Origin of the sequence: Streptomyces novaecaesareae, assembly GCF_000716875.1 — a bacterium.
In the GTDB taxonomy this organism is placed as follows: domain Bacteria; phylum Actinomycetota; class Actinomycetes; order Streptomycetales; family Streptomycetaceae; genus Kitasatospora; species Kitasatospora novaecaesareae.
On sequence record NZ_JNWQ01000038.1, the window covers coordinates 69,734 to 96,318 of the forward strand.

Annotated in this window: 2 protein-coding genes; both read left to right on the forward strand. The window is 74.6% G+C overall.

The genetic code is table 11. The features are described from left to right. A complete protein-coding gene (locus tag OP86_RS38805) occupies positions 1 to 25,053 on the forward strand; it encodes an EndoU domain-containing protein (protein WP_030255529.1) in 25,053 nt (8,350 codons plus the stop codon). Between the two features lie 97 nt (positions 25,054 to 25,150). Then, positions 25,151 to 26,512, forward strand: coding sequence for a hypothetical protein (locus OP86_RS16875; protein WP_157849755.1), 1,362 nt, complete (start codon positions 25,151 to 25,153; stop codon positions 26,510 to 26,512). Positions 26,513 to 26,585 lie beyond the last annotated feature (73 nt).

The following is a 26,585-nucleotide window of genomic DNA, read 5'->3' on the forward strand; positions in this document are numbered from 1 at the left end:
GTGTCCCACTCGTCGATCGAGGTCAGCGCCTCGACAGCGCGCTTCTTCACGATCATCACCGGCATGCCCTGGCCGGAGATCAAGGAAGGCGACCTGCGCGACATCCGGGACGCGTACGAGCAGTTGGCCAAGGACCTGCCCGAGCTGCGCGACCTGATCGCGACGGTGGCGGCGAGGTGCTTGCGGGAGTTCCACGGCCAGGCCGCGCAGACCTTCGGCCAGCGGATGAACTCGTTCATCGGCGAAGGGGAGGGCCACGGCGAGGACTACGTCGCGGGGGCGACCAAGTCCGCCAAGGAGCTGGCCGCCTGCGCCGGCGACGTGGCCAACTCGGTCGAGTACACGAAGTGGATGGCGATCGCCCAGCTGGTGCAGCTGATGATCGAGATCGCCCTGGCGATCTTCTGGTCGCCGTTCAGCTTCGGCGCCAGCCTGTCCGGGCTGGTGCTCAAGAAGCTGCTCACCAAGGCCGCGCTCAAGGCCCTGATGCTGTACCTGCTCAAGACCATCCTGATGCACACCTTCTCGGGTGTCGTCGGCGGCGTCATCCTGGACCAGATCCTCCAGAAGATCCAGCTGGACCAGGGCAACCGCAAGACCTTCGACAAGGAACTCACCAGGCAGGCAGCGCTGTTCGGCCTGATCGGCGGCGTCCTCGGCGGCCCGCTGGACCTCCTCGGCATGGGCCTCGGCAAGCTGCTCGGCCGGCTCCTCGGCAAGAGCGGCGGCCGGCTGCTGGCGGACAAGCTCAGCAACTTCCTGGTCCACGGTGACCTGGAGGGCCTCAAGGGCCTGCTGGAGGCCGCCGCCAAGGGAGCGGAGAAGGCAGAGGCGGGCTCGCTCGGCAAGATGAGCAAGGCGGCGCTGGAGAAGTCCGAGCAGGAACTCGCCAAGCTGTCCTTCGGGAAGAAGGAGGCCAAGGCCTTCTCCCGGGAGCTCGGCGGGCTGATGGAGGCGGCCTCGGAGCAGCTGCGGCACGGCTTCGGGAAGACCGGCAAGGGCACGCTCTCCGAGATCTTCGTCAAGGACATGGAGCGGATCTTCGGCAAGCACCTCGGCCAGAGCCTCGGGAGCAAGGAGATCGCCGGGAAGCTGGGGCGGGAGTTCGGTGAGGCCTTCGCGGGTCACTGGGGGTCCAACGAAGCCGCGCGGGCCGGGGTGAAGGACGCGCTCTCCGGGGTCTTCTCCAAGGAGGTCGGGCAGAAGCTCTCCGCCCGCGAGGTCACCATGCTCACCGAGCACCTGCCGAAGCTGGCAGGGGAGTTGACCGAGGGGAACAGGATGTTCCAGCTCGGCTCGGCGCTCGGCAACTACATCCGCAGCGGTGTGCAGAACGTGCTCACCGAGGGGTTCTACAACCTCATCTTCGACGACCGGCACGAGTTCTCCGTCTCGGCGGGGAGCTTCGTCGGCGGTGTGATGACCGGGGCGATGGGCCACCTCATGCACCTCGGTGCGCACCCCGTGATGACGAGGTACCACACCTGGGTGCAGGAGCAGCAGTCCAAGCTGGTCTCGGAGGGGGCGTCGAAGTACTTCCCGCTCTACCACCCGATCAACTTCGCCGCCCTGGCCTGCCTGGCCTCCGGCAAGGTCGTCCCGTTCCCGGTGCCGCGGATCGGCCACCCCGGGGCCTTCGAGATCGCCAAGCTGCACGGCGCCTCGCTGGACGACATCGGCAACGCCATCAACAAGTTCGCGGGCGTGGAGCACGAGTCGCCGAAGGCCGACCCGGAGGTCGCCGAGGCGATGCAGAAGCTGCTGGACCACCTGGAGCTGACGACGGGGGACCACGGCGACTCCGACTCGATCGGCCTGGCGGGCCTGCACTTCCTGGGCGAGAACCAGAACACCGACACCCACGTCGAGCCCGCGCCGCCGCACCGGAAGACCTCCAGCCCGGGGGAGCCCGAGCCGGAGACGGCCGGAAACTCCAACAAGCAGACGGCGAAGTCGAGTTCGTCCGCCGCGACCCCGCCGGTCCGGCTCCAGTCCGACCCGGACCAGCCGACCGGGCCCAAGCCGGACGCCTCCAAGACCGAGGCGCCGAAGCAGGAGGCGCCGAAGAACGGCGAGCCCGGCAGGCCGACCCCCCGCCGCACCCAGTCCGGCGACGAGCAGGCGGCCCGGCAGCCCGAGCCGCGCGAGACCCCGGAGGAGAAGACCGCGACGGCGACCGCGAGCGCCACCGCCGCCCGCGTCCCGACCTCCTCCGACCACCAGCCGGGCCCGAACCCGGCCCCGCACCAGCCCACCCCGCACCAGCCCACCCCGCGCCCCCCGGCGCGGGAACCGCGCACCGAGCAGCAGCCCGACCCGAACATCGCGTCGGTCCTGCTGGGCCAGGAGCACCGCCAGGAGCAGACCCGGGACCGCCGCACCGGAGTCCAGGAGGATCGGGATCCGAAGCTGCAGTACCTGGTGGAGGATGCCAACGGCGAGCTGCACTACCTGCCGGCGGAGCGCGACGACGACCTGCCGATGTCGCCGCCGAACCACGACACCGTCCTCAGCACACCGTCGGACGACCGGTTCCCCCGGACGCTGCAGGACGGAACGGACGGCACGACCGGCGGTCACACCCAGTCGAACGACGACACCGAGCAGCAGCCGCAGCCGCCCGTCCAGCACCACCTGCCGGCGGCGGACCCGGTCAACTTCCCCGGCTGGCAGTACTACGTGGACGCCAACGGTGCGGCCGCTGCGCCGCTGCGCCCCGACCGTACGCCGGGCCGCCCCGGCCCGGGGCCGCTGACCGACGCCAACGGGGTCGTGCGCGACCACGACGGCTGGCAGTTGAAGCCGGGGGTGGACCCGGCGTCGCCGATCGCCGCGTTCCCGCGCGCCTGGCAGCGCCCGGCGGGCGCGCCGGAGCGGGTGTACTACCCGGAGGGCTGGAGCGCCGACACGATCGCGCGGCGGGTCGTCGAGGTGGTGAACGGCAACCAGGCCCACTGGCGGCCGGACGGCCTGATCGGGGTGGTCGGCCGGGCCGGGGACGTCTGGATCGAGGCGGTCCTCGACCCGCAGGGCCGGCTGCTGTACCACCGCCCGCTCCCCGACGTCCCCGTTCCTCCCGCCCCCCACGAGGCCTGGAACGAGACGGCCGTGGCCGGCCGGGGGGCCCGGACGGAGCTCTTCGGGTACGACAAGGTGAGCCTTCAGCGGGTGCGGTTCGACACCGGGCAGGAGGGCTTCGAGTTCACCGTCCGGGTGCACCTGGAGCCGTCCGCCGGCATGACGCACGCCGAGCAGGAGGCGGTGCGGCAGAAGGTGCGGACGCTCGCAACCGAGTTCACCGCCGGCCAGCAGACGGGTGCCGACGACGGGCAACTGCTCAACGTGCGCGTGGAGTTCACCGAGGCGGCGAGCGCCGACGCGGTCACGGTCCCGGTCACGCCGGGGATGGAACCGACGCTGCGGGACGTGCTGCCGCAGCAGTTCCGGGAGGCGGCGGGCAAGCACGATCTCGACTTCGTGATGGGGACCCAGACCCGCAAGGCGCCGCGGGTGACCGAGGTCCACGTCGCCGAGACCGGCTCGGGCGGCCCGCGGTCCTCGTTCACGGACGCGGCCTGGGGCAACCCCCGCCGCGGCCTGCCCCCGGAGTGGAACGATGCCGAAGCCCGCATCGCCGCCCGGCACGTGCTGCGCACGGGCACGGCCGAGGTCGTGGGCGAGCCCGTGGCGGACCGCCCCGCCCCGAAGGTCCACCGCGGCGAGTTCGCCGGGGTGCGGCTCAGCGTCCGGGTGGAGGAAGGCGTCATCGCCGACGTCTGGGGCGAGCCGCACCAGAAGCTGCGCCCGCAGACGACCGCCCCGGTGCACGAGCCGGAGGTGGTGCTCGTCCCCACGAAGGAGATCAGGCCTCCCCAGGACGCGTTCACCCGCGCCACGGCCGACCGGCGGTGGGAGTCCTTCGACGCCCGTCGGGTCCGGCTGGCCGACGGGGACACCGAGACAGTGCTGACCGTCCGGGTCCACCTGAACCTCGACCCGGCACTGGATCCCGCGGATCCGCAGACCGCCGCGTCCCTGGAGGCCCTTCGGCAGCGGGGCAGGGAAGGCGTCGAGAAGGTCTACAACCTCGGGCAGCGGCTGCCCAGCGGCGACCTGCTGCGGGTCGAGATCGAGTTCGTCGCCGACGCGGGCACCGCCCACCACACCGTCGCCATCGTGGAGAAGTCGGCCCGGGAGAACCTGGGCGAGTGGGGTCTGACGACCGAGTCGCGGGTGATCGCCCACGAGATCGGCCATGCGCTCGGCCTGCCCGACGAGTACCGGGAGGCGAAGTCCAGGCGCCGGGCCGTCCACCAGGAGCCCGGGATCATGGCGGGTCGCCACATCGACGCGTTCGGCCGGCCCTGGCTGGACATGGACCACTCCGACCGCGGCCCGGCCCAGGCGCTGCCCCACACCCCGCCGGCCGTCCGGAACCTGCGGCAGCTCGGCGGAGTGGTCGACGCGGCCTTCGGCCGGGACCGCGGCCCGGCGCCGGACGGCGACCGGCCGGCCCGGGCCCGGTTCCGCGAGGACGTGCTGCGCCGCGCCCTGTACGGCGGGCCGGACGGCCTGGACGGCCACCTGGTACCGCCGCTGGGCTCGGAGCGCGCCCGCCCGCAGCGGGTGCCCGGGTCGGAGCAGCCCAACGGCACGTTCAAGGTGGTCGGCGGGCCCGGCGCCGCGCCGGCGATGCACGTCGGGGAGCTGGCCGACCACCGGCCCCGGTCGGCGCGGACCCGGACGGTGTTCCCCGAGCACTGGACGGCGGACGACGCGTCCTACGCCGCCGAGCAGGCGTACCACCACGCCCGACGCACCGGCAAGGTCACCGAGACCGGCACGTACGCCTACCACTGGGTCGGCGAGTACGGCGGCGTGCGGATCGAGGGCGAGATCAAGGCGGGGGAGTTCACCTCCTTCCGCCCCTCCGACGACCAGGGCGGCCTGGACACCCCGGCGTACGTCCCGTGGCGCTCGACCGGCGGGGCCTTCGACCTGAGGGTCGAGGACCTGGTCCGGTACGGCGACCGGCACACCCTCACCGGGGTCCACCACGAGCCGACCACGGCGGCCGCCACCGCCCACGGCATCAAGGTGGACGACACGCCGCTCCTGGTCAACGACAACGGCACCTACCGGGCGGGCATCCGGTTCCTCGACCCGGCCGTGACCGTGGGCGCCCCGATGTCCGAGTTCGAGTCCCGCTGGCACCGGCGCGCGGACTGGGAGACCCACACCTTCTACCCCAAGGCATGGACGCCGCACGAGGTCCTGACCGCGGTGGAGAAGGCGTACACGGCACGGCACACGTCCGAGACCCTGGAGTCCGGCGCCGTGCGGTGGGTGGGCGAGGCGGACGGCGTACGGATCGAGGGGATCGTCCGGGACGGCCGTCACCTGACGCACCGCCCGACCGCCGAGCAGCCGCTCACCGCCTGGACCAAGGCCCCGGCCGGGGACGGAACCGGCGGGCCCGCCCTGACCGGCCGACACGTCCGTTTCGCCGACGGACAGCTGGGCATCGAGGTCAAGGTGCCGGTGCACCTGCGCCTCGCCGACGGGGCGTCGCCGCAGGACGCCGCGGCCGCCCGGGCGGCGGTACGCAAGGCCGCCGACGAGTTCGTCCGGAACCAGCGGCCGGCCGGCGATCCGCCGGTCCGGCTGACGGTCGAGTTCGCCGACAACGAGGCCGACGCGCACCCCGGCGCCGTGATCCGGGCGGACGCGCTCACCGGCGACGCCGACCTGGGCACCCTGCTGCCCGACGTCACCCGCACCCTGACGCCCGGGTTCACGGAGGCGGCCCGCCGCGCGGCCGGACCGGCCCCGGACCCGGCCACGTCCTCGGCGTGGACGGCAGCCGGGGGGCGGCGGCCCGTGGAGCCGACGCTGGTCGAGCCCGGCACACCGGGGACCGGCACGAGGCCGCCGACGGAGAGCGGGTTCGACTCCGACCCGATGACCTCGGACGCCTTCTCCGCGAACCTGCGAACCGACGCCGGCCGGAACCTCCCGGACGGCTGGACCGCGGCGGAGGCCCGGCACGCGGCGCTGAAGGGCACCCAGATCGGGCGGGAGACGCGGGACCCGGAGAACAACCTCGTGCTGGTCACACGGGTGCAGCACAACGGCGTCACGATCGAGATCAGGCGGGACTGGAGCGAGTACCGGATCCTCGACTTCTACGGCGTCGGCGACAAGGAGGACTTCCCGGCGCAGTTCAACCGGCCCGTCCCCGAGCCTGCTCGCCGGACGACGGCCGAGCCGCCGGCCACCCCGGACGAGCTGCCGTCCACCCTGGAAGCCTCGTCCTCGTCGTCCTCGTCGTCCTCCTCGTCCTCCTCGCAGCCTGCGCCCGGCGCGCACCCCACGGTGTTCCCGCACCTGGCCCAGGACCTGGCGACCGCGCTGCTGCCCGGCCACCAGTCGGCCGAGGTCACGGTGGGCGGCAGCACGCAACCGCAGCGGTTCGAGCTTCGGCGCGGCACCACCACGCCGGACGGCGAGGACGTCACCGTCCTCGTGCTGCGCACCCACCTGGACCGCTCCGGCCTCACCGGCCAGGACGCCCAGGCCGAGGTGGCCGCGCTGGAGTCGCGGATCCGGGACGCCGCCGCGCGGTTCGACACCGGCAGCAGGCTCCCGGACGGCAGCCTGCTGCGGGTGCGGGTGGAGTTCGTGGACGGCACCGGCGACCCGCACCGGACGGTGCGCCTGCACGAGCGCAGCGTCAGCCAGGACGACGGGAACTGGCACCTGTCCATCTCCCGGGACGCGCTGGTCCACCAGCTGGGCCGGGCGTTCGCCATCCCCTCCGCCGAGCACACGGACGTCGGGGTGGAGCAGGTCGTGCCGGTGCACTCGCCGCACACCCTGCGCTTCCTCGGCGGAGTCGCGGACGAGGCGCTGGGCCGCCTCGGACACCACACCGGGGACGGATCCGTGGCGCCGGCCGTCCGGGAGCCGGGTGTCCTCCTCGAAGACGGAGGCGTCCGCCGGGTGGGCCTGGACGAACTCGATCCGACGGGCCGGGGGCAGCTGCACTACCCCGGCCACTGGACCCCCGCGGACGTCAGGGCGGCCGTCGCCCTGGTCGCCCGTCACCCGGACCGCGAGGTCGACCTGGGCGGCGGCCGCACCCGCTGGATCGGCAGCCACGACGGGGTGCTGATCACCGGGATCTCGCAGGACGGCCGGGTCGTGGCGCACGGCCCGGCCGAGACCCGGCCCGACGGCGCTCCGCTGTCGGAGCGGACCAGGGTCCTCTACGCGTCGCCCCCGGCGGAGCTCGGGGGCGAGGGGGGCGATGGCACCCCGGACCTCCGGATCCGGTGGCTCCTTCTCGACAGCGGCCACGAGCTGCACGACATCGCCTTCAGCGTCCGTCTGCGGCCGGAGGCCGGGATGTCGCACCAGGAGGTCGCCGCAGCGGCGGCGCGGCTGCGCGCCCAGGCCGCGGCCCACTTCGGTGAGCTTGACGGCAACCGACTCCTGCGGCTGACGCTGGAGTTCACCGATCAGCCGGGCCCGGGCGTGGTGGACATCGCCGTCCGTCCCGACGCCGATCCGGTGCTCGCCGACCACCTGCCGGAGGCGTTCGGCCGCGAGAACGCCGAGGACGTGGCCGACCTCGTGTTCGAGAGCACCGAGGAGGAGCGGGCCGGAGTCGACGCGGGCCACGCCCCGCTGTTCCGCCTGGACGACCCGAGCGGGCTGCACCGGTCGTTCGACCGCGAGGCCTGGCAGCGCCGCGGCGCCGGACTGCCCGGGGAGTGGACGCAGGACGAGGCCCGCTACGCCGCCCACCGGGTCTTCACGGAGCAGAACGGCCCGACGAGGGGCCGGCCGGAGGAGATCCTCACCGGTGAGTTCGGCGGAGCCAGGCTGCGGCTGCGGGTCCGCAACGGGCAGATCATGGACGTGTGGGCCGCGCCCGGCGGCCGGCACCCCGACGGCCCGGCACCCACAGGCCGGGTGCTGGCGACGGCGGAGGTGCGTCCGCCCGTCCGCCCGTTGCTGCGCTCCCTCCAGGCCCAGTTCTTCCAGTCCTACGAGGCCCGGCGGGTCCAGGAGCCCGGCGGGGACACCAGGACCGTCCTGACCGTCCGGGTCCAGCTGCGGGCCGAAGGCCTGGAGGGCTCCCCCGCCCTGGTCGAGCAGCAGCTCGACCTCGTCCGGCTCAACGCGGAGGAGGGCGTCCGGGACGTCCTCAACCAGGGCCAGCGGCTGCCCAACGGCGACCTGCTGGAGGTCGCCGTCCGGTTCGTCGACAGTCCGCAGGAGGCCCACCACGTCGTCGAGGTGCAGTCCCACACCTCGCAGGAGCACGCCCAGCACTGGGGCGTGAACACCGAGCCGCGGGTGATCGGCCACGAGGTCGGCCACCTGCTCGGCCTGGCCGACGAGTACCGGCGGCAGAGCGCCGGCCCGCGGCCCGTCTACCCGGAGTTCGGTCTGATGACCGCGCCGGGCCGGGACGAGTTCGGCCGGGTCTGGTACGACGCGCAGCACCCCGTGCAGTCGGACAACACCCCGCCGGTGTCGCTCAGGCCGCACAACCTGAACGAGCTCGGCTCGGTCCTCGACCGGGTCTTCGGCACCGCCCCCCGGCCGGTGCCCGCGGGCGAGTTCCCGATGCGGGCGGCCTTCGGCGAGGACGCGCGGCGGATCTCGCTCTTCGACGGGCCGGACCGCCTGGGCGGGCACCTGACCCCGCCGCCGGCCGCCGACCGGCGCCGACTGCCGCGGGCGTCCGGCCCGGAGGGCCCCGAGGCAGGGCCGGTGAACCCCAACGGCACCTACCGCGCCGACGCCGGCGAAGCGGCGCTCAACCGGATCCGGACCATGTTCCCCGCGCACTGGACGGCCGAGGACGCCGTGTACGCGGCGCAGCAGGCCTACCTGGACGCCCGCCGCAACGACGGGATCACCGGGCACGGAAGCCTCTCGCAGCACTGGGTCGGCGAGTACGCCGGGGTGCGGATCGAGGGCGAGATCCGGGCGGGCGAGTTCACCTCCTTCCGTCCCTCCGACGACCAGTCCGGGCTCACCGCGGCGGCCTTCGTCCCCCAACCGCCCTCGCACCCCTACGGCCACCGGGTCGAGGACCTCACCCGCTACGGGGACCGGCACACCCTCACGGGCTTCCACCACCACAGCGACCGCCGGCCCGTCGACCCGGCCGTGCACGGCGTCCACATCGGGACGGCCGTGCGCAACCCCAACGGCACCTACCGGGCGCCCGCCTACTTCCTGGACCCGCAGGTCGCGCCGAACTCGCCGCTGAGCGAGTTCCCGTCCCGCTGGCACCGCCCCCGAGGCCAGGAGACCCGCACCTTCTACCCCGACTCCTGGGTGTCCGAGGACGTCCTGGAGCGGGTCGACCGGGCGTACCGGGCGAGGGTGTTCGGCGAAGTGCTGCCGGACGGCGGCCTGCACTGGATCGGAACGTCCCACGGCGTGCGGATCGAGGGCATCACCCGGGACGGGCAGCACCTCGTGCACCGCCCCACCGAGTGGCAGCCGTCCCACCGCGGGGACGGCGAGGGCGGGCCGCTCCCGCTGTGGGAGCGCCCGGTGGTGGAGGGCGACGTCGACTACTCCATCGGCTACCGCCGGGTGCTGCCGGACGGTGAAGGCCGGCCGGACACCGAACTGGTCGTCCAGGTACGGGACTACGACCAGGACCTGACCCGGGAGGACCGGCAGGAGCTCCAGCGGATCGCCGACACCCAGGCCCACGAGCTGTTCCCGCCCGAGGCGCAGCCGGGCGGCCGGCCGCTCCGGGTCAGGCTCCGCTTCGTCACCGAACGGACCGATTCGGACGCGATGCCGCCGGTGGCGTCGCACCCGACGGCATTCGCCCAGCAACTCCACTCGCGCCTCCAGGACACCCGCGAGCTGGTCGCCGAGCTGCACCGCGCCCCCGCGCCGGAGCCGCCGCTGCGCGCCCCGGTGACCCCGGGCACCGGCCACCGACCGCTCACCAGCACCCGGCTGGCGGACCTGGAGGCCGCGGGCATCGACGCCCCGGCGCTCCACCCCGCCCTCGCGGCGCACGAGGGCCAGGGCCTGCCGCCCGAGTGGACGGCCGTCGAGGGCCGGCACGCGGCGCGCAGGGTCGCGCAGCGGTTCCTGGCCGATCTCGGGGAGGGCGCGACGGCGTCCGTCGTCGGCCGGTTCGCCGGTGTCGAGCTCCGGGTGACGCTGGAGGGCGGGCAGATCACCCACTTCGAGGGCACCCCGGGCCAGGCCTTCGCCGACCAGCGCCGATCGCGCGCCGAGCGGCACCAGCCCGACCTGATGGCGCTGCACGGCGAGCCCGAGCAGCCCCAGGGGCCCGCGGCGGCGCCCCACCAACTGCCGCAGGACGGCGGCCAGTTCCAGGTGCTCGCGCCGGGAGCAGAGCAGGGTCGGCCCGTCCTGGAGGCCGGCGGGATCTGGCAGTGGCTCGACGACGGGTACGGCACGCCGTACGAGCCGGTCCGGCCGTCGGACCCGTGGCCCGCCGGCGAGCACACGGTGGACGACAACGGCGTGGTCCGGGCGCACAGCTGGGAGACGGTCGACGGGATCGACCCGCAGTCGCCGGAGAAGGACTTCCCGTGGAACTGGCGCCGTCCGGCGGACTCCCCGGGCAGCACGGTGTACTACCCGCGGCACTGGTCCGCCGACGAGACCTGGCACCGCGTCCAGGAGGCCTACCAGAACCGCGCCTCCGAGACGTACCTCGACGCGGACGCGCGGCTCGTGCGGACCATCGGGGCGGACGGCGGGCCGCAGTTCGTGCAGCTGACCGGCGGCGACGCGTGGCACTGGGCCGGCGAGGCCGGCGGGGTGCGGATCGAGGGCGTCATCCACAACGGCGCGATCGTCCTGCACAGCCCGACCCTGGTGCAGCCGCACGTCCGGTACGGCCAGGAGGCGCGGGTGCCCGACGACCCGTTCGGCGTGCCGATGCGGGTCCGACGGATGTCGTTCGACAACGGTGCGGAGGGGGTGGAGCTCTCCGCCGAGATCCGGCTGGCTCGGGCCGAGGGCGTCGGGGAGGAGGCCGTCGCCGAGGCGAAGCTGCGGCTGCAGGCGCTGGCCGACGAGTTCGTCGGGCAGAACCTGGTGCACGGCGACCTGCCGTTCCGGCTGCGGCTGGAGTTCGTCGACGCACCCGATCCGGCCGACGTCCGGGTCGGGGACCCGGAGCCGCAGCACCTGGCCCAGGTGCTGCCGGACCTCGTGGACGACGTGCACCCGGGCGGCCTGGGCGGTCTGGTCCACGGCCTGCTGCTCGACGCACCGCCCATCCCCCCGGAGCACCCGGCCGGCGGCTGGGTCCACGGCGCGGCGGAGGACCTGACCGGCCGGTTCGCCGCGGACCTCCCGGCCGACGCGGGCCGCGGACTGCCGCGGACCTGGACGCCGGAGCAGCGGCGCTACGCCGCCGACTGGGTTGCGGCCCACGAGTACGGCCGTCCGGTCGGCGAGGACGCCCCCGACGGGACGCCGGCCCCGATGGTCCACCGCGGCACCTTCGGCGGTGTCCGGCTGAACGTGCTGACCGAGGGCAGCCGGATCGTCGACTACTGGGTCGTGCCCGGTGGCGGTCCGCGACCGCTGGTGCACGAGTCCGGCGGCCTCTGGCAGCGGCTGGAGGACCCGTCCGGCGCAGGGCCGTACGAACCCCGGCGGCCGGGCGCCGCCTGGCCCGCCGGCGAACACACGGTGGACGACAACGGCGTCGTGCGGGTGCACGCCTGGGAGACGGTCCCCGGGATCGACCCGGGAGCGCCGGAGGCGGCGTTCCCGCAGAACCGGCGCCGTCCGGCGGACTCCCCGGGCACCGGCGTGTACTACCCGCGGTCCTGGACCGCCGAAGGCACCCTGGTCCGCGTCTGGGAGGCCTATCGCAACGCCTACCACTCGGAGCAGTTCGAAGCGTCCGGGCGGGACGTGTGGATCACCGGGCCGGACGGTGAGCCGAAGCTCATCTCGCTGACGGAGCTGGTGTCTTCGGAGGGCGGCACGGCGGAGCACTGGATCGGTGAGGTCGACGGGGTGCGGATCGAGGGCATCCGCCTGAACGGCGAGATGGTCCTGCACAGTCCGACCCTGGTCCAGCCGCACGTCCGGTACGGCGAGGGGCAGCGGGTGCCCGACGATCCGTTCGGCGCGCCGATGCGGGTCCGGCGGATGCGGTTCGAGAACGGTGAGGAGGGAGTGGAGCTCACCGCCGAGATCAAGGTGGCGCGGGCCGACGGGGTGGGGGACCAGGCCGTCGCCGAGGCGAAGCGCCGGCTGCGGGAGTCGGCCGACGACTTCGCCGCGGAGCACCGCAGGCCGCAGGACCTGCCGTTCCGGCTCCGGCTGGAGTTCGTCGACGTCGCCGACGGCGAGGACGTCCGGATCGGCGGCCAGGAGCCGCAGCACCTGGCCGACCTGCTGCCGGACCTCGCGGCCGAGGTGGCCGGGAACGGCGTGAGCACCCTGGTACACGGCCTGCTCCTGGACGAGCCGCCGCAGGTCCCCGAGGCGCCGGACGCTCCTCCCGCGCACCCGGCCGGTGCGTGGGTCCACGGCGAGGCGCCGGACCTGACCGGCCGGTTCGCCGCAGACCTCCCGGCCGGCGCGGGCCGGGGCCTGCCGCCGGCGTGGACGCCCGAGCAGCAGCGTTACGCCGCGCACTGGGCCGTGACCCACGAGCAGGGCCGTCCCCTCCACGAGGACGCCCCCGACGGGACGCCGGCCCCGACCGTCCACCGCGGCAGCTTCGGCGGTGTCCGCCTGAACGTGCTGACCGAGGGCGGCCGGATCGTCGACTACTGGGCCGAGCCGTCCGCACGGAAGGTCTCCGGCGGCGAAGACCTGGGGCCCGTGCTCGTGACGGTCGAGCCGCCCACGGACCCCTTCCTCCACCGACTCGACGACCGGCTCATCCAGCGGTTCACGGTCCACCGGGTCGAGCGGCGGGACGAATCCGGCGCGGTCGTCGACCGCGAGACCGTGCTGACCGTCCGGGTGCACCTGAACACCGACAAGCTGGACCTGACCGACGCCCGGACCAGGCGTGAGCTGGCGACGCTGAAGGAGCGGGCGGCGGAAGGGGCCGACCAGACCTTCAACCTGGGCCAGCGGCTGCCGAACGGCGACCTCCTGCGGGTGCGCACGCAGGTGGTGGACCGTCCCGGCGAAGGCGTGTCGACCATCCTCGTCGAGCCCAAGGAGATGCGTGAGGGCCACGTGAAGTGGCACCTGCGCACGGAGGCCTATTTCCTCGGGCACGAGCTGGGCCACCACCTGGGCCTGCGGGACGAGTACCGGGAGGCCGGCGACCGCCGGGTGGCCTACCCGGACGGCAGCCTGATGGCCACCCACCTGACCGACCGGCGGGGCCGCTTCTCCATCGGCTCGGCCGACAACTCGCCCGGGGAGTACGCGCCGCACGTCACCGACACCGTCCTGCAGCCCCGTCACCTGCGTCAGCTGGGGGCGGTGATCGACGGTGCGCTCATGGCCCTCGGGCGCGGCGCCACGGGGACCAACCTCCCGCACCCGAACGACGGTCTGCCGACCAAGGTCAAGCTGGCGGGCGACGTCGTCCGCCGGGAACTGTTCGGCGGGCCGGACGGCCGGGGCGGCCACCTGCTGCCCTACGCGGGCTCGGACCGCCCCGCCCCGGAGCGGCTGCCGGGAGGCGTGAACCGCAACGGCACCGTCCTGGTGCGCGACGAGCTCCGGCGCGAGACGCACACCTCCCGGCTGGCGGGCGACGTCGAGGGGCGCAGGACCAGGGTCGTGTTCCCGGGCCACTGGACGCTGGAGCAGACCGTGTACGCGGTCGAGCAGGCGCACCTGGCGGCGCGCCGGGCCGGGACGATCGACCGGCGGCCGACGGCGTCGGACGGCGGCGCGGCCACCGGCCCCGCGGACGTGACCTACCGCTGGACCGGCGAGTACGCCGGCGTGCGGATCGAGGGCGAGGTGCGGGGCGACCGGATCCTCTCGTTCCGTCCGTCCCATGACCAGAGCGGGCTGGAGATCCCCGCCCACCTGCTCTGGCGCGCCAAGGACCCCGCCTTCACCCAGCCGGCCGAGGACCACGTCCGCTACGGCAACCGTCACCTGCTGGCGGGGGTCCACACCGCGTCGGGGTTCGCGGCCGAGACCTTCCACGGAGTCCGGACCCGGGACCTGGCGGGCAGCGCGAACGCGAACGGCACCTACCAGGCCAAGGTGTGGTTCCTGGACCCGAAGGTGAACCCGGACGCGCCCGAGGCCTGGATCTCCGCCAACTGGCACCGGCGGAGCGACTCGCCGACCCACACGATGTACCCCCGGGACTGGCGGCTCGCCCGGATCGAGCGGGCGGTCGCGGAGGCCTACGAGCACCGGCGGACCGTCGACACCGACGGCCGGACCGAGCGCTGGGTGGGCGAGGCCGACGGCGTGCGGATCGAGGGGATCACCCGGGACGGGGTGCATCTCGCCCACCGCCCGGCCGCCGAGCAGCCCGCCCCCGCCCGGCACGACCCGGGCGAGGTCGTCACGGTGTCGCCCGCCCGGCAGGTGCCGATCGGGCCGGGCGACCGCCTCCACGGAGTGCTGCGCGAGCTGGTGTCCGCCGACGGCGGGCGCGAGATCGAACTGACCGTCCGGGTCCACGTGGACCCCGCGGAGATCGCGGCCCACCAGGGCGACCTCCGGGCCGACCTGCAGCGGTACGCGAACCGGCTGCTGGGCGGGGCCGAGGGCGAACCGCGGGTGCGGCTGCGGCTGGGATTCACCGCAGACCCGGCGGAGGCCCACCCCCGCGGCGGGGAGGACCTGCCGTCCCTCGTCCATGCCCTGAACGAGGGGAGCGCCGACCCGCACGACGGGGTCCTCGACGCGATGTTCGCCCTGGCCCCCGGCCTGATGGAGGCCGCGGCAGCCGAACTGCCCACCTACGTACGCGCCTTGGCCCAGCAGCACCCGGCCCATGAGGTCCCCCCGCTCCAGGTGCCCGGGCCGCCCGGCACGGGCACCCGGCCGCCGGTCACCGAACTGACCCGGCTGATGACGGACGACGCCGGGGTCATCGCGGTCACCATGCCCAACCTCCGCCCCGACGCGGGCCGGGGCATGCCCGACGCCTGGACGGCCGAGCAGCGCAGGAGCGTCGCCTACAACGTCCTGCAGGCCGCGCGCGCGGACGGCACCACCACGGAGACCTTCCGCTGGGGGCTCGTCTCGTTCGTGCTGGGCGTCCACACCGAGAACGGGCGGATCGTCGACTTCTGGGGCGAGCCCCTGGCACCGCAGGCGCACCCCAACGCCCCGGCGCCGCACCGCGCCCCGGAACCGCACGAGTCGCCGGCCGGCCCGCAGACGCCTCAGGAGGCGCACCAGGAGGCGGTGCCGGACGGGCAACCGCAACTCCTGCACACCGCACCGGTCCTCGGGGCCTCGGCCTCCTTCGCGGCCGGGGCCGGGCGCACCCCGGTCGGCCCGCCGCCCGGCGGCGTCTGGCACCGGGCCGGCGCCGTCGGCGCCCCGCCGCCCGAGCCCGTGCGGCCGAGCGGCTGGCCGGCCACCGACCACTCGGTGGGCCACAACGGCGTCGTACGGGTCCACGACTGGACGCCGGTGCCCGGCGTCACGCCCGGTTCGCCGGAGGCCCGGCTGCCGTGGAACCTGCGCCGGGCGGCCGACGCCCCGGCCAAGGCGGTGTACTACCCGCTGGACTGGACGGGGCAGACCACCCGGCAGCGGGTCGAGGAGGCCTTCGCCAACGCGTTCCACAGCGAGCGGGTGCCCGACGGCACCCTGCACTGGGCCGAGTCGCCGACGAGCGCCGGAGGCCTGCTGACGATGGCCCCCGGTGAGGTCCGGTACTGGATCGGCGAGGCGGGCGGTGTGCGGATCGCGGGCCTCGCCCTGGACGGCCGGCTGATCCTGCACAGCCCGACGCTGGACCAGCCCCACCCCGCCCACCCCGCCTGGGCCGACGACCACGTCGTCCACCACGGCGCCCTGCACGACGCGGGCGACGAGCACGGCGTGCCGCTGAACGTGCGCCGGGTGCTGTTCGACAGCGGCCAGGAGGGCGTGGAGATCCTCGCCGACATCGAGCTGGTCCACCCCGGCGGCCCGAACCACCCGGCCGTCGAGGCCATGGAGCAGCACCTGCAGGACCTCGTCGACGCCCACCTGGGCACCGCCCCGGGCGCCGGCCTGGTCCGGCTGCGGCTGAACTTCGTCGAGGGCACGGAGGACGCGCCGCAGCTCGACGTCGTCAACGACACCGTCACCTCCTTCGCCGAGCTGTTCCCGGACCTCGCGGACGCCGTGGACGCCACCGGGCTGACCACCCTGACCGCCGAACTCCTGGTCGGGGCAACGCCGTTGGACCACAGGACGCGGCTGCTGGCGGTCGCCGAGAGCCGGCCCCCGGGCACCGGCGAGCCGGCCGCCGGCTGGGTCCACGGACAGGCCCCGGCCATCGCGCAGGCGTTCGCCCCGGTGCTCGCCCCCGAAGCGGGCCGCCGCCTGCCCACGACCTGGCCGGACGCCATGCAGCGGTACACCGCGCACTGGGTCGCGACGCACAACGAGCCGAGGAGCGCGCACGAGACCACGCCCGGCGGCGCCCCGGCGCCCCGGATCCACCGCGGCGACTTCGGCGGGGTACGGCTCGCCGTCCGGGTCGAAGGCGGCCTGGTGACCGACTTCTGGGGCGAGTCCCACCACCGGAAGGTGTCCGTCGCGGAGGACCTCGGGCGGCCGCTGGCCACCGCGGTGCCGCCGAGCAACGACTTCGTCCGGGAGATGGAGGCGCGGGTCGCCCAGCGCTTCGAGGTCCACCGGGTCGAACTGCGCGACGACACCGGCCGGGTCGTCGACCACGAGAAGGTCCTGACGGTCCGCCTCCACCTCGACACCCGCCGCCTGGACCTGCAGCGCCCCGACGTCCGCGAGGCCCTGGAGGCCCTGAAGTCGCGCGTGACGGAGGGCGTCGACCAGGCGTACAACCTCGGCCAGCGGCTGCCCGACGGCGACCTGCTGAGGGTCCGCGTCGTCCTCGCCGACACGGCCGGGCCGGCCGCCCAGACCGTGGCCGTCCACCCCGAGCCGGGGCGCGAGCACCACCAGGCCTGGCACTTCGGCACCACCTCGGAAACCCTCGCGCACGAGATCGGCCACCACCTCGGCCTCCCCGACGAGTACCGCGAGGCCAGGCACGGCCGGGGGCGCCGCCCCATGTACCCGGACGGCGGCCGGATGGGCTCCCGGCTCGTGGTCCCCGGCGGCCGCCTGCACAACGACGGGGACCACCACCCCGGCGTCCAGCTGCACAGGCTGCCCGACACCGTCCTCCAGCCGCGCAACCTGCGCCAGCTGGGCTCGGCCATCGACCTGGCCCTCGGCACGCCCTCACGCGTCCCCGCCAAGGACAGCACCGGCAAGCCCGTCCAGCACGGCGGCTTCACGCCGGACGGCCTGCCGAGGCGGGTCTCGCTCGGCAGCGACGTCATCGACACCGCGCTGCACGGCGGCCGCAGCGGCAACGGCGGCCACCTGTACCCGACGCTGGGCTCGGGACGGACCCGGCCGGCCGAGGTGACCGGATCGCTCAACCGCAACGGCACCTTCGACGTGGCGGCCACCACCGCCGAACGGGTCATGCACGCCGGCCGACGCGCCGGCGACTTCGACGAGACCCGCAGCCCGCTGACCACGCGGACGATGTTCCCCAAGCACTGGACCACCGAACAGGCCGTGTACGCGGCCGAGCAGGCCCACCTCGCCGCCCGCCGGGCGGGCGACGCCCCGCAGCCCGGCCGTCCGCCGGCCGGAACGGGCCTGCCCGTCGGCCCGCGGCCCGACGGGCACCCGCTCACCGCCCGCAAGGCCGTGGGCATCGAGCGGACGGGCGACGCGACGTACCACTGGCTGGGCGAGTACGACGGTGTGCGGATCGAGGGCGAGGTCCGGGGCGGCCGGATCGTCTCGTTCCGCCCCTCCACGTGGCAGGACGGGCTGGACACCCCCGCCCACGCGCCGTGGCGCCCGGTCGAGGGCGCCTTCAGCCAGTCGACCGAGGACCACGTCCGCTACGGCAACCGCCGCACCCTCGACGGCGCCCACCACGTGCCGAACCCCGCGGCCAACCTGTTCCGCGGCGTCCGGGTCGACCGGCCGTGGAAGACGAACGACAACGGCACCTACCGGGCCGGTGTCTGGTACCTCGACCCGATGGTCCACCCGGACTCGCCGGAAGCCCGCTTCCCCGGCAACTGGCACCGGCGGGACGACTGGCGCACGCACACCCTGTACCCCACCGGTTGGACCCCCGCCAAGGTCGAGCAGGCCGTGGCGCAGGCGTACGCGAACCGCCGGACGCAGAGCCCGCCCGGTGCCCGGCCCGAACACTGGACCGGCCTGGCCGACGGCGTGCTGATCGAGGGCGTCAGCGAGGACGGCCGGCACCTGACGCACCGCCCGGCCACCGTGCAGCCGCACCGGCGGTGGAGCGCCGCCGACGTCGTCGCGCAGTCCCCCGTGTGGATGGGCAGCCTCGGCACGACGATGCACATCCCCGGGTCCTTCCGGCACGTGCGCTTCGACAGCGGCCAGAACGGCGTCGAGCTCGCCCTCAACGTCCACCTGGGCGGGCCCTCGGACACGCCGAACAACCGGGCCGAACTGCAGCGCAGGCTCGACGACCACCTCGGCCGCGCCGGCGGGGAGCCCCTGGTCCGGGTGCGGCTGGACTTCACCGCGGACCCCGGGCAGGCCCTGCGCCGCCGGCCCGGGCTCGACCCGGTCGCCGTGATCATGGAGGCGGACCGCCAGGCCGGCCTGCGGACGGACCCCCGCCAGGCGGCCGCGACCAGGGACAACGGCGTCCAGACCGCGCTCGACGTCCTGCTGCCCGACGTCCTCCAGACGGCCGGCCGCGACCTCCCCGCGTTCGCCCGCTTCCTGGCGGCGCACAACCCCGCCCCCCTCACCCCGGTGGCCGCCGTGCCGCACGCGCAGCCGCTGCGGGCCCCGGACGCGCCCTGGACCGGCACCCGTCCGCCCGCCGCTACCGACCTGGCGGCGGAGTTCGGGCCGCGGGTGGACCGGGCCATGCCCAACCTCGCCGCGAACGCCGGCCGGGGCATGCCCGACACCTGGCCGCCGGCGGACCGCCGCAGCCTCGCCTACCACCTGCTGGAGGACGCGCAGCTGCGGCTCGCCCGGGGCGCGGAAGCCGGCGCGACCGTCCCCGCCGAGATCGTGCACGACTTCCCCGCCCACCGGGTGACGGTGCGTCAACAGAACGGTCTGATCACCGACTTCTGGGCCACCCCGCGGCCCGCCGCCGACGGCCCCGGGGCCGGAGCGCACTCCACCCTGCTGCACACCATGGGCCGCGAGGGGTCGCAAGAGCACCTCGACGTCCAGGAGTTCGGCCCGCCCGGCACCCGGGTGAAGGTCTCGGGCAACGGCCTCTGCCTGCTGAACGCGGTCGCGGTGAGCGCACCCCATCTGGTCGCCGGCCCCACGGTCGCGGTCCACGAGCTCCGGCGTACGGTCGAGCACCACTACCGCGACCTGGCGCCGGAGGACTTCCCGGCCGAGGTCCTGCGCGGCCTGCGCGGCCAACAGCTCGGACGGCTCGGCGAGTTGAGCGAACGCCAGCTGCTGTCGTACGTCCCCGAGGGGGACCGCTCGGCCTTCGCCGGGATGTCCCGGGCCGAACTGGAGGGCGTCGTCGCGCAGTACATCACCGACGGGCACAGCCCCGCGCTGCCGCACGAGCGCGAGGCGCTGCTCCGCACCGTCCGCAACTGGCGCAGCCAGTGGGGGACGAACGCGGGGGAGATGCTCCCGGCAGCCCTGGCCCACGCCCTGGGCATCCGGCTGCGGCTGATGCACCACGACGGGATCCACGACCGCGGCGTCCTCGGCCCGGAGGGCGGGCAGCCGGTCACCCTGTACTACGACGGCGTCAACCACTACGACGGCAGCAGGCCCCCGGAGCCGGTCGTCAGGGAGCACCACGAGGACGGCAGCCACGCGCAACGGGAGACCGGCCCGGAGGGGCCGAAGGAGCAGGCCGAGGAGCACGCCGCGGGGCACGCCGCGGAGGAGAACCCCGAGCCCCCCGCCAAGCCCGCGGCGATCGCCGGCACGGACCTCATGATCGGGCTGACCGAGAACGAAGCGGCGGTGCGCGACAAGGTCATCGACGTCCTCGCCAGGGTCACGCCCGGCGACCGCGCGGCGATCCGCTCCTTCGCCGACGCCTACTTCGGCCCCGGCACACTGCGGCCGGTGCTCGCCGCGCTCTCCCGGGGCGAGGTGTGGACGGCCCCGTTCGACGGCAGCGGCTGGAGCGGCAGCATCTCGCTGCGCGGGGAGGTCCTGAAGCGGACCTTCCTGCGCCAGGAGAAGATCGAGATCGAGAACGGCGCCGACCGGATGGTGCTCACCGGGACGCGGGGGGACCTTCGGTGGCAGTACAACGTCGGCCTGCAGGGCAAGCACGCGAGCGGCACCGGTGACCTCGCCGAGCTGGTGGGCTACTTCCACGACCGGGGCAGCAGCGAGGTGCGCCTGGACGCCGGCGGCATGGTGGCGCGCTCGAAGACCTCCACGCTCAACGACGTGTACGCCACGGAGCTGAAGCTGGAGCTCGACTTCGGCGACCTCCGGCACGAGAGCGCCCTGGTGCACACCCCGGACGGCGGGCGGACCGCGACCGTGGAGGTCGGGACGACGGTCGGCATCCCGGTGCACGACCCGGCGGACGGGACGCCCCGGGTGCCGCCGAAGCGGCTGCTCGACGGCCGGGTGGGCGGTCAGGACATCGTGCTGGACCTCTCGCCGCGCGGCGACCAGCACGGACTGCGGCCGGTGGAGGCGCTGCTGCGCGGCGTCGAGGCGAAGGCCGCGGAGGAACTCGGCGAGCACTGGCCCGCGTTGCGCCGCAAGCTCCTCGCCGAGGTCGACTTCGTCCGCCTCCAACGGGACCTGAAGAGCATGACGGCGGACGAGCCCGTCACCGTGGAGCTGACCGACCGGCGGGGCCGGACGCTCGCCTCGGTCGGGATCACCGCCAGGGTCGTGGACCCGCACCAGGTGGGCACCACCAAGGAGACCGAGTTCACCGTCGGCACCGTCCACCAGCAGGTGCACAGCAGCGTCACGGACCGGGCCCACGCCACCCAGTTCCCGATCGTGCCCACGTTCGGGCCCAAGCCGGACGGCGTGCTGGTGAACGCCGGGGCCACCGGCCGGCTGGGGCGTGAGCACGTCGAGGTCTCGGGACACGCGCAGCTCTCCCAGCTGACCAGCAAGTCCAAGGTGCCCGGCGTGCTCTACGACGGCACCGTCCGGTTCGAGCTGACCTTCAACGGCAAGGACGAGAAGCACCCGGCGGGCGAGGCGGGGGCGCGGCTGCTCGTCGACCGCGCCGACACCAGGGACGTGTCCGAGGACGTCTCCAAGGAGTCGCCCGAGCCGGAGCAGCCGGAGCAGCCCGCGCCGGTCGCGGCCAAGGCGCCGCCGAAGCGCGTCTGGACGGAGGGCCTGGACGAGACGGTCGTCCTGCGGGACCTGGAGAGCACCGCGGCCCTGCGCAGGGCGGTGGACGCCAAGGGCCGGGAGCTGTTCGGCGACGGCTGGAGCTCGGTGCGGGAAGAGGTCATGCACGTGCTCGGCCAGCCCAAACTGGCGTCCCGGCTGACCGCGATGACCCGGGGCGAGCCGCTGGAGCTGAAGCTGCACGGCAAGGACGGCATCGTCGTCACCGCCACCGCCGGGGTCGCCAAGATGACCTACCGGCGGGAGGACGCCAAGGCCGAGCTCAACCAGGTGAACGAGACCGGCGAGTTCTCCGCCGACCGCCGGCTGCTCAGCCGTACCTTCGCCGCCCAGGGCCAGCTCGGCGGGGTCGTCCGCAAGGACGCGCCGGGCATCGAGCTCTCCGCCACCGGCAGCGGCCAGCAGCGGGACCGGTTCGCCTGGCGCGGCCGGGACGCCGACCGCTCGTACGCCGGCGGCAAGCACGGGGTCACGCAGGCGATCTACGGTGCCGAGCTGGTGCTGGAGGTCACCTTCGGGGAGCCCGGCGCCAAGCCCGGCGGCACGTCCGTCAGCGAGCGGGTGCGGGTCGAGGTCGGCCTGGACAGCCGGGAGACGACGGACGTCACGGTCCACCGCACCGAGGACGGCGAGCCGGAGTTCACGGCCGAGACGGCGAGGACCGCGGCGGAAACGGAGACGGTGAAGGCGCTGGAGGAGGCGAAGTACCGGGCGCCGCGGCGGATGGCCGAGCGGCACCAGCTGAACGCCTCCTACGTGGTGCACGGCCTGACCGACGCCGCCCGGGTGCGCGACACCATCACGGAGGCGGTGTGGGCCAAGTACGGTGACCTGTCCGACGAGGTGAGGTTCCGGATCGGGGAGACCTTCGGCCGGGTCGCGTTCAAGACCCAGCTCTCCCAGCTCACCCGGGGCGGGCGGATCACCGAGACCGTCTCCGGCAAGGTCTGGCGGGCCGACATCACCGTCACGGCCAAGCTGGGCGAATCGACGTACCACTCCACGACGGAGAAGTACGAGTTCGAGTCCGGCACCCAGACCTCGACCGGCCAGGGCTACGCCCGGGACCGCCTCCACCGCTACACCGGCGGCGTCCTGGGGAAGATCAAGACCACGTTCGTCGACGTCACGGCCGGGGCCACGCACCGGATCGACCGCACCTACGGCGGCGCCGCGGACACCATCGCCTCGGTGTCCAACCGCGGGAAGCACACCGAGCCGGCCGTCTTCTTCGACACCGCCACGAGGTACGAGGTCGAGGTCAGGTTCACCCGGCTGGGCCTGCACGACGGCACCTTCCGGGACCAGGTGGACGGCAGCGCCCGGGTGGCCGTCCCGCGGCGCGATGCCCTGCCCGTGGACGGGGAGGCCGCGCCGACGGCCACGACGAGGCAGCCGGCGGGCTTCCTGGACCACCGGCGGCTCGACTCCTCGACGATCGTCAGCGACGTGTACGCGATCCACGAGGAGACCCCGGGGGCCGACCGGCCGGCGCGCAGGGCCGAGTCCCTCGGCGAGTCCGTCCTGCACCAGCTGGACCGGGGCCGGGACAACCCGTTCGGGAACGACCGCGAGGGCATCGTCCGCAAGCTGACCGAGGAACTGACCCCGATAAGGCTGCAGGCGCGGCTCAAGGCCATGACGGCCGGGGACGCGATCGTCGTGCGGCACGGACGCACCACGGTGCGGATCGACGCCGTCCTGCTCGACCGGAGCGACCACCTGGGCGGGACGGGGACGACCGAGTTCAACGCCGGCACCCAGGTGCAGCACAGCTTCGCCAGCTCCGACGGCGTCACCAACTTCGGTGCGGGCCACGGCAACAACGTGACCGTCGGGGTGAACGGCACCATCCCGGTGGCGGGAGCCGTGCCGGTGACCGTCGGGCTGACCGGCAACGTCGGCTGGGGCAAGGACCACATGGACATCCTGAGCCGGAGCACCGGAGCCGGGATGGCCACCAAGGCCAAGGTGCCCGGCAGCGCCTACGACGGTGACGCGCAGCTGCGGATCCGGATCACCCGCAGGCCGTTGGTCGGGGTCTCCACCACGGTGGTGCGCACCGCGCGGATCGGCTACGAGGCCATCGTCGAGACCGGCGAGACCCGGCCGGCCCCCGAGCCGAAGCCGAAGGCCGAGGCCCGGACCGACGCCCCCGCCGCCACCCCGCCCCCGCCGCCGCACACCGTCCCGGTGGTGGTCCCGGAGCAGGTCGCCGTCCCCGTCCCGCCGGCCCGGGTCTGGCAGGGCCTGCGCGACACCGACGTGCTGCGCTGGCTCGGCGACGTCGGCGGCGTGCAGGACCTGGTGCGGCTGCGCGGCCGGGAGTACTTCGGGTCGCGGGCGTGGCGACAGCTCGGCGCGGCGGTGGAGAACATCACCTCGCACAGCCACCTCTCGGCGCTGTTCGGCACCGCGACCCGGGGCACGGAGATCGCCACGGCCTCGCCCGGGCGGTGGCTGCTGGGCGAGGACAAGGGAGTGGAGGTGCGGGTGAAGCTCGTGGAGCTGGTGCACCGGACCAATGACACCGCGGTCGAGCTGAGCCCGGCGAACACCGTCGCCTCCGGTTCCGTCCTGACCGAGCTGAACGCCCGGCAGGCGGGCCTCCAGGCCCAGGTCGGGGTCAAGCTCCCCGGCGACATCACCAACACCCCGGGCATCACCGGCGGCGCCCAGCGGCTCTGGCGGGACGGCGGCGCCCTGGGCGACAACGGCCCGTTGGTCAGCAACGGCAAGGGGTCGGTGCCCATGGCCCGGTACGCGGGTGCCGCCGAGATCGAGGTGACGTTCTTCGACGGGAGCCGGGAGTCCGTGGCCGAGAAGGGGGTGCTGCCGTTCACCGTCGACGTGCCGCTGGCGGAGACCCGGGAGCGGCAGGTCCCCGCGGACCACTACCTGACGTTCAGCGAGGGCGCCGGGGACGGGAAGCCGAGGTTCGGCGGGGACGCGCTGCTCCTCGACGACGTCCGCCGGACGCTGGAGCGGGACGGCAGGCTCACGGCGCCAGGGGAGACCCCGCCGTCCGCCGCCGAGCAGGAGCGGCTGCAGAGCACCGTCCGGTGGGGAAGGGCGGCCTACGGCCGGGAGTTCACCACCGTGACCCCCGAGGGCCTCGCCCACGTCCGGGCGGTCGACCGGCTGGTCGAGCTGGCCGGGGGCACCTCGACCGGCACGGTGGCCCTGGTGCGGGAGCTGCTCGGGACGGCGGAGGGCACCGAGCTGATGACCGACGGCCTGCGGCGGGTGGTCGACTTCGTCGCGCGCCGGCAGGAGCAGGAGGAGCCGTGCACGCTCGCCGACCTCCGGGACTGGTTCGGGCTCCGCCGGCCGGCGCCGCCGCTGTTCGCCCCGGAGCAGCAGGAGCGGTCGTCGGCCCCGTCGATCCCGTCGCCCGCCCAGCAAGCCCAGCAAGCCCAGCCGAAGGACGACTTCGTGGTGTCGCTGGAGGAGGAGATCGTCAAGGCGCTGAACCTGTAGGCCCGGCCCGGCCGTGGGTACGGAGTGGGGACGTCCGCAGACCTGTCGCTCGGACGCTCCCGCCGACAGGGACTGCAAGTGGAGCCGAGGAGCTGCGGTGGGCACGAGCACGGCTGGGAACCGGTCTCAGAACGGGACGGCGGCGGGCATTCAGCTGCCCTCGGTGGCCTGGGAGATGGAAGAGGAAGTCGCCGGGGCCGCGTCGCCCGCCCCGCCGGCCGCGCCACCGGCCGTGCCGCAGTACGGGCAGGTCGCCGCCGTTCCCGCCTCGCTGCCCGACCCGGGGCCCGACCCCGATCCGGCGGCGACGGCGCAGGCCGAGGCCGCCGGTCCCGCGCCGGCCGGGCGCCGGGCCCGGCTGAAGCGGCCGGTGATCATCGCCGCCGCGACCGTCGGCGTGGTGCTGATGGGCCTGCCGTTCCTGATCACCGACGGCAGCACGTCCGGCCACGGCGGGTCCGGCAACGCCGGCCAGAGCAAGGCGGACCAGCCGCCCGCCGAGGGCCCCGAGCTCGGCGACCCGGCGCAGCCCCCGGCACCCCCCGCCGACCCGGTCGTCCCCGTCCCCGGTGCCCCGGCCGCCGACCCGACGCAGGGCCAGCCGGCCACCCCTGGCGGGGACCAGGCCGCACCCGGGGCGCAGGGCGTCCCCGGCGGTGCGCCCGGGACGACCACCGGAACCGTCCCCGGCGCCGGTACGGCCCCGGGCGCCGCCGGCTCCGGCCCGCTCACCCGGCCCAACCCGGGCGCCCCGGCGCCGGGCGGCAACGGCGGCAACGGCGGCGGTGGCGGCGGCAGCACCGGTGCGGGCGGCGGTGGTGGCGGCACGGGCACCGGCTCCGGTAGCGGCTCGGGCTCCGGCACCGTCCCGGGCCCCGCGCCGCAGCAGCCGGCCCCGCAGCAGCCCGCCCCCCAACAGCCGCCCGCGGCCGGCAAGCCCGCCCCGCCCAGCTTCAGCGCCATCGGCGGCAACGGCTGCGGCGGCTCCGCCGTGAGCTTCGCCAAGAACGGCTGGTGGACCCAGGGCACCGCCGGCTGGCTGACCAACTCGGCCGGCGGGTACGCCGGTTCGGGCTGCAACGGCTCGTACGTCTCGCTGCCGATGTCCGGCGCGGCCAACAAGGACGACCCGGACGGCAACTCGGCGGTGTGGACCTTCTCCACGTCGCCGGTCACCAGCGGCAGCTGCCGGATCTCCGTCTACATCCCGAACAACGGCGACATCAAGGCGGTGGGCGGCAAGCCGTCCTTCTACACCGTGGACAACGCCTCGGGCGGCGCCGGCTCCTTCACCATCGACCAGCCCGCGAACCGCGGCACCTGGTACAACGCCGGCCCCTTCCCGGTCAGCGGCGGACGGATCTCCGTGACGCTGCACTCCCGGGGCATCGACTGGGGCGGCGGCGCCGACAAGGCCCACCACGCGGCCGCCGCCGTACGAGCCGACTGCTCCGGCTGACGGGCTGCCAGGTCATCGACGAGTCACCGACCGAGTCACCGAGCGAGTCATTGAGCGAGTCATTGAGAGGGAA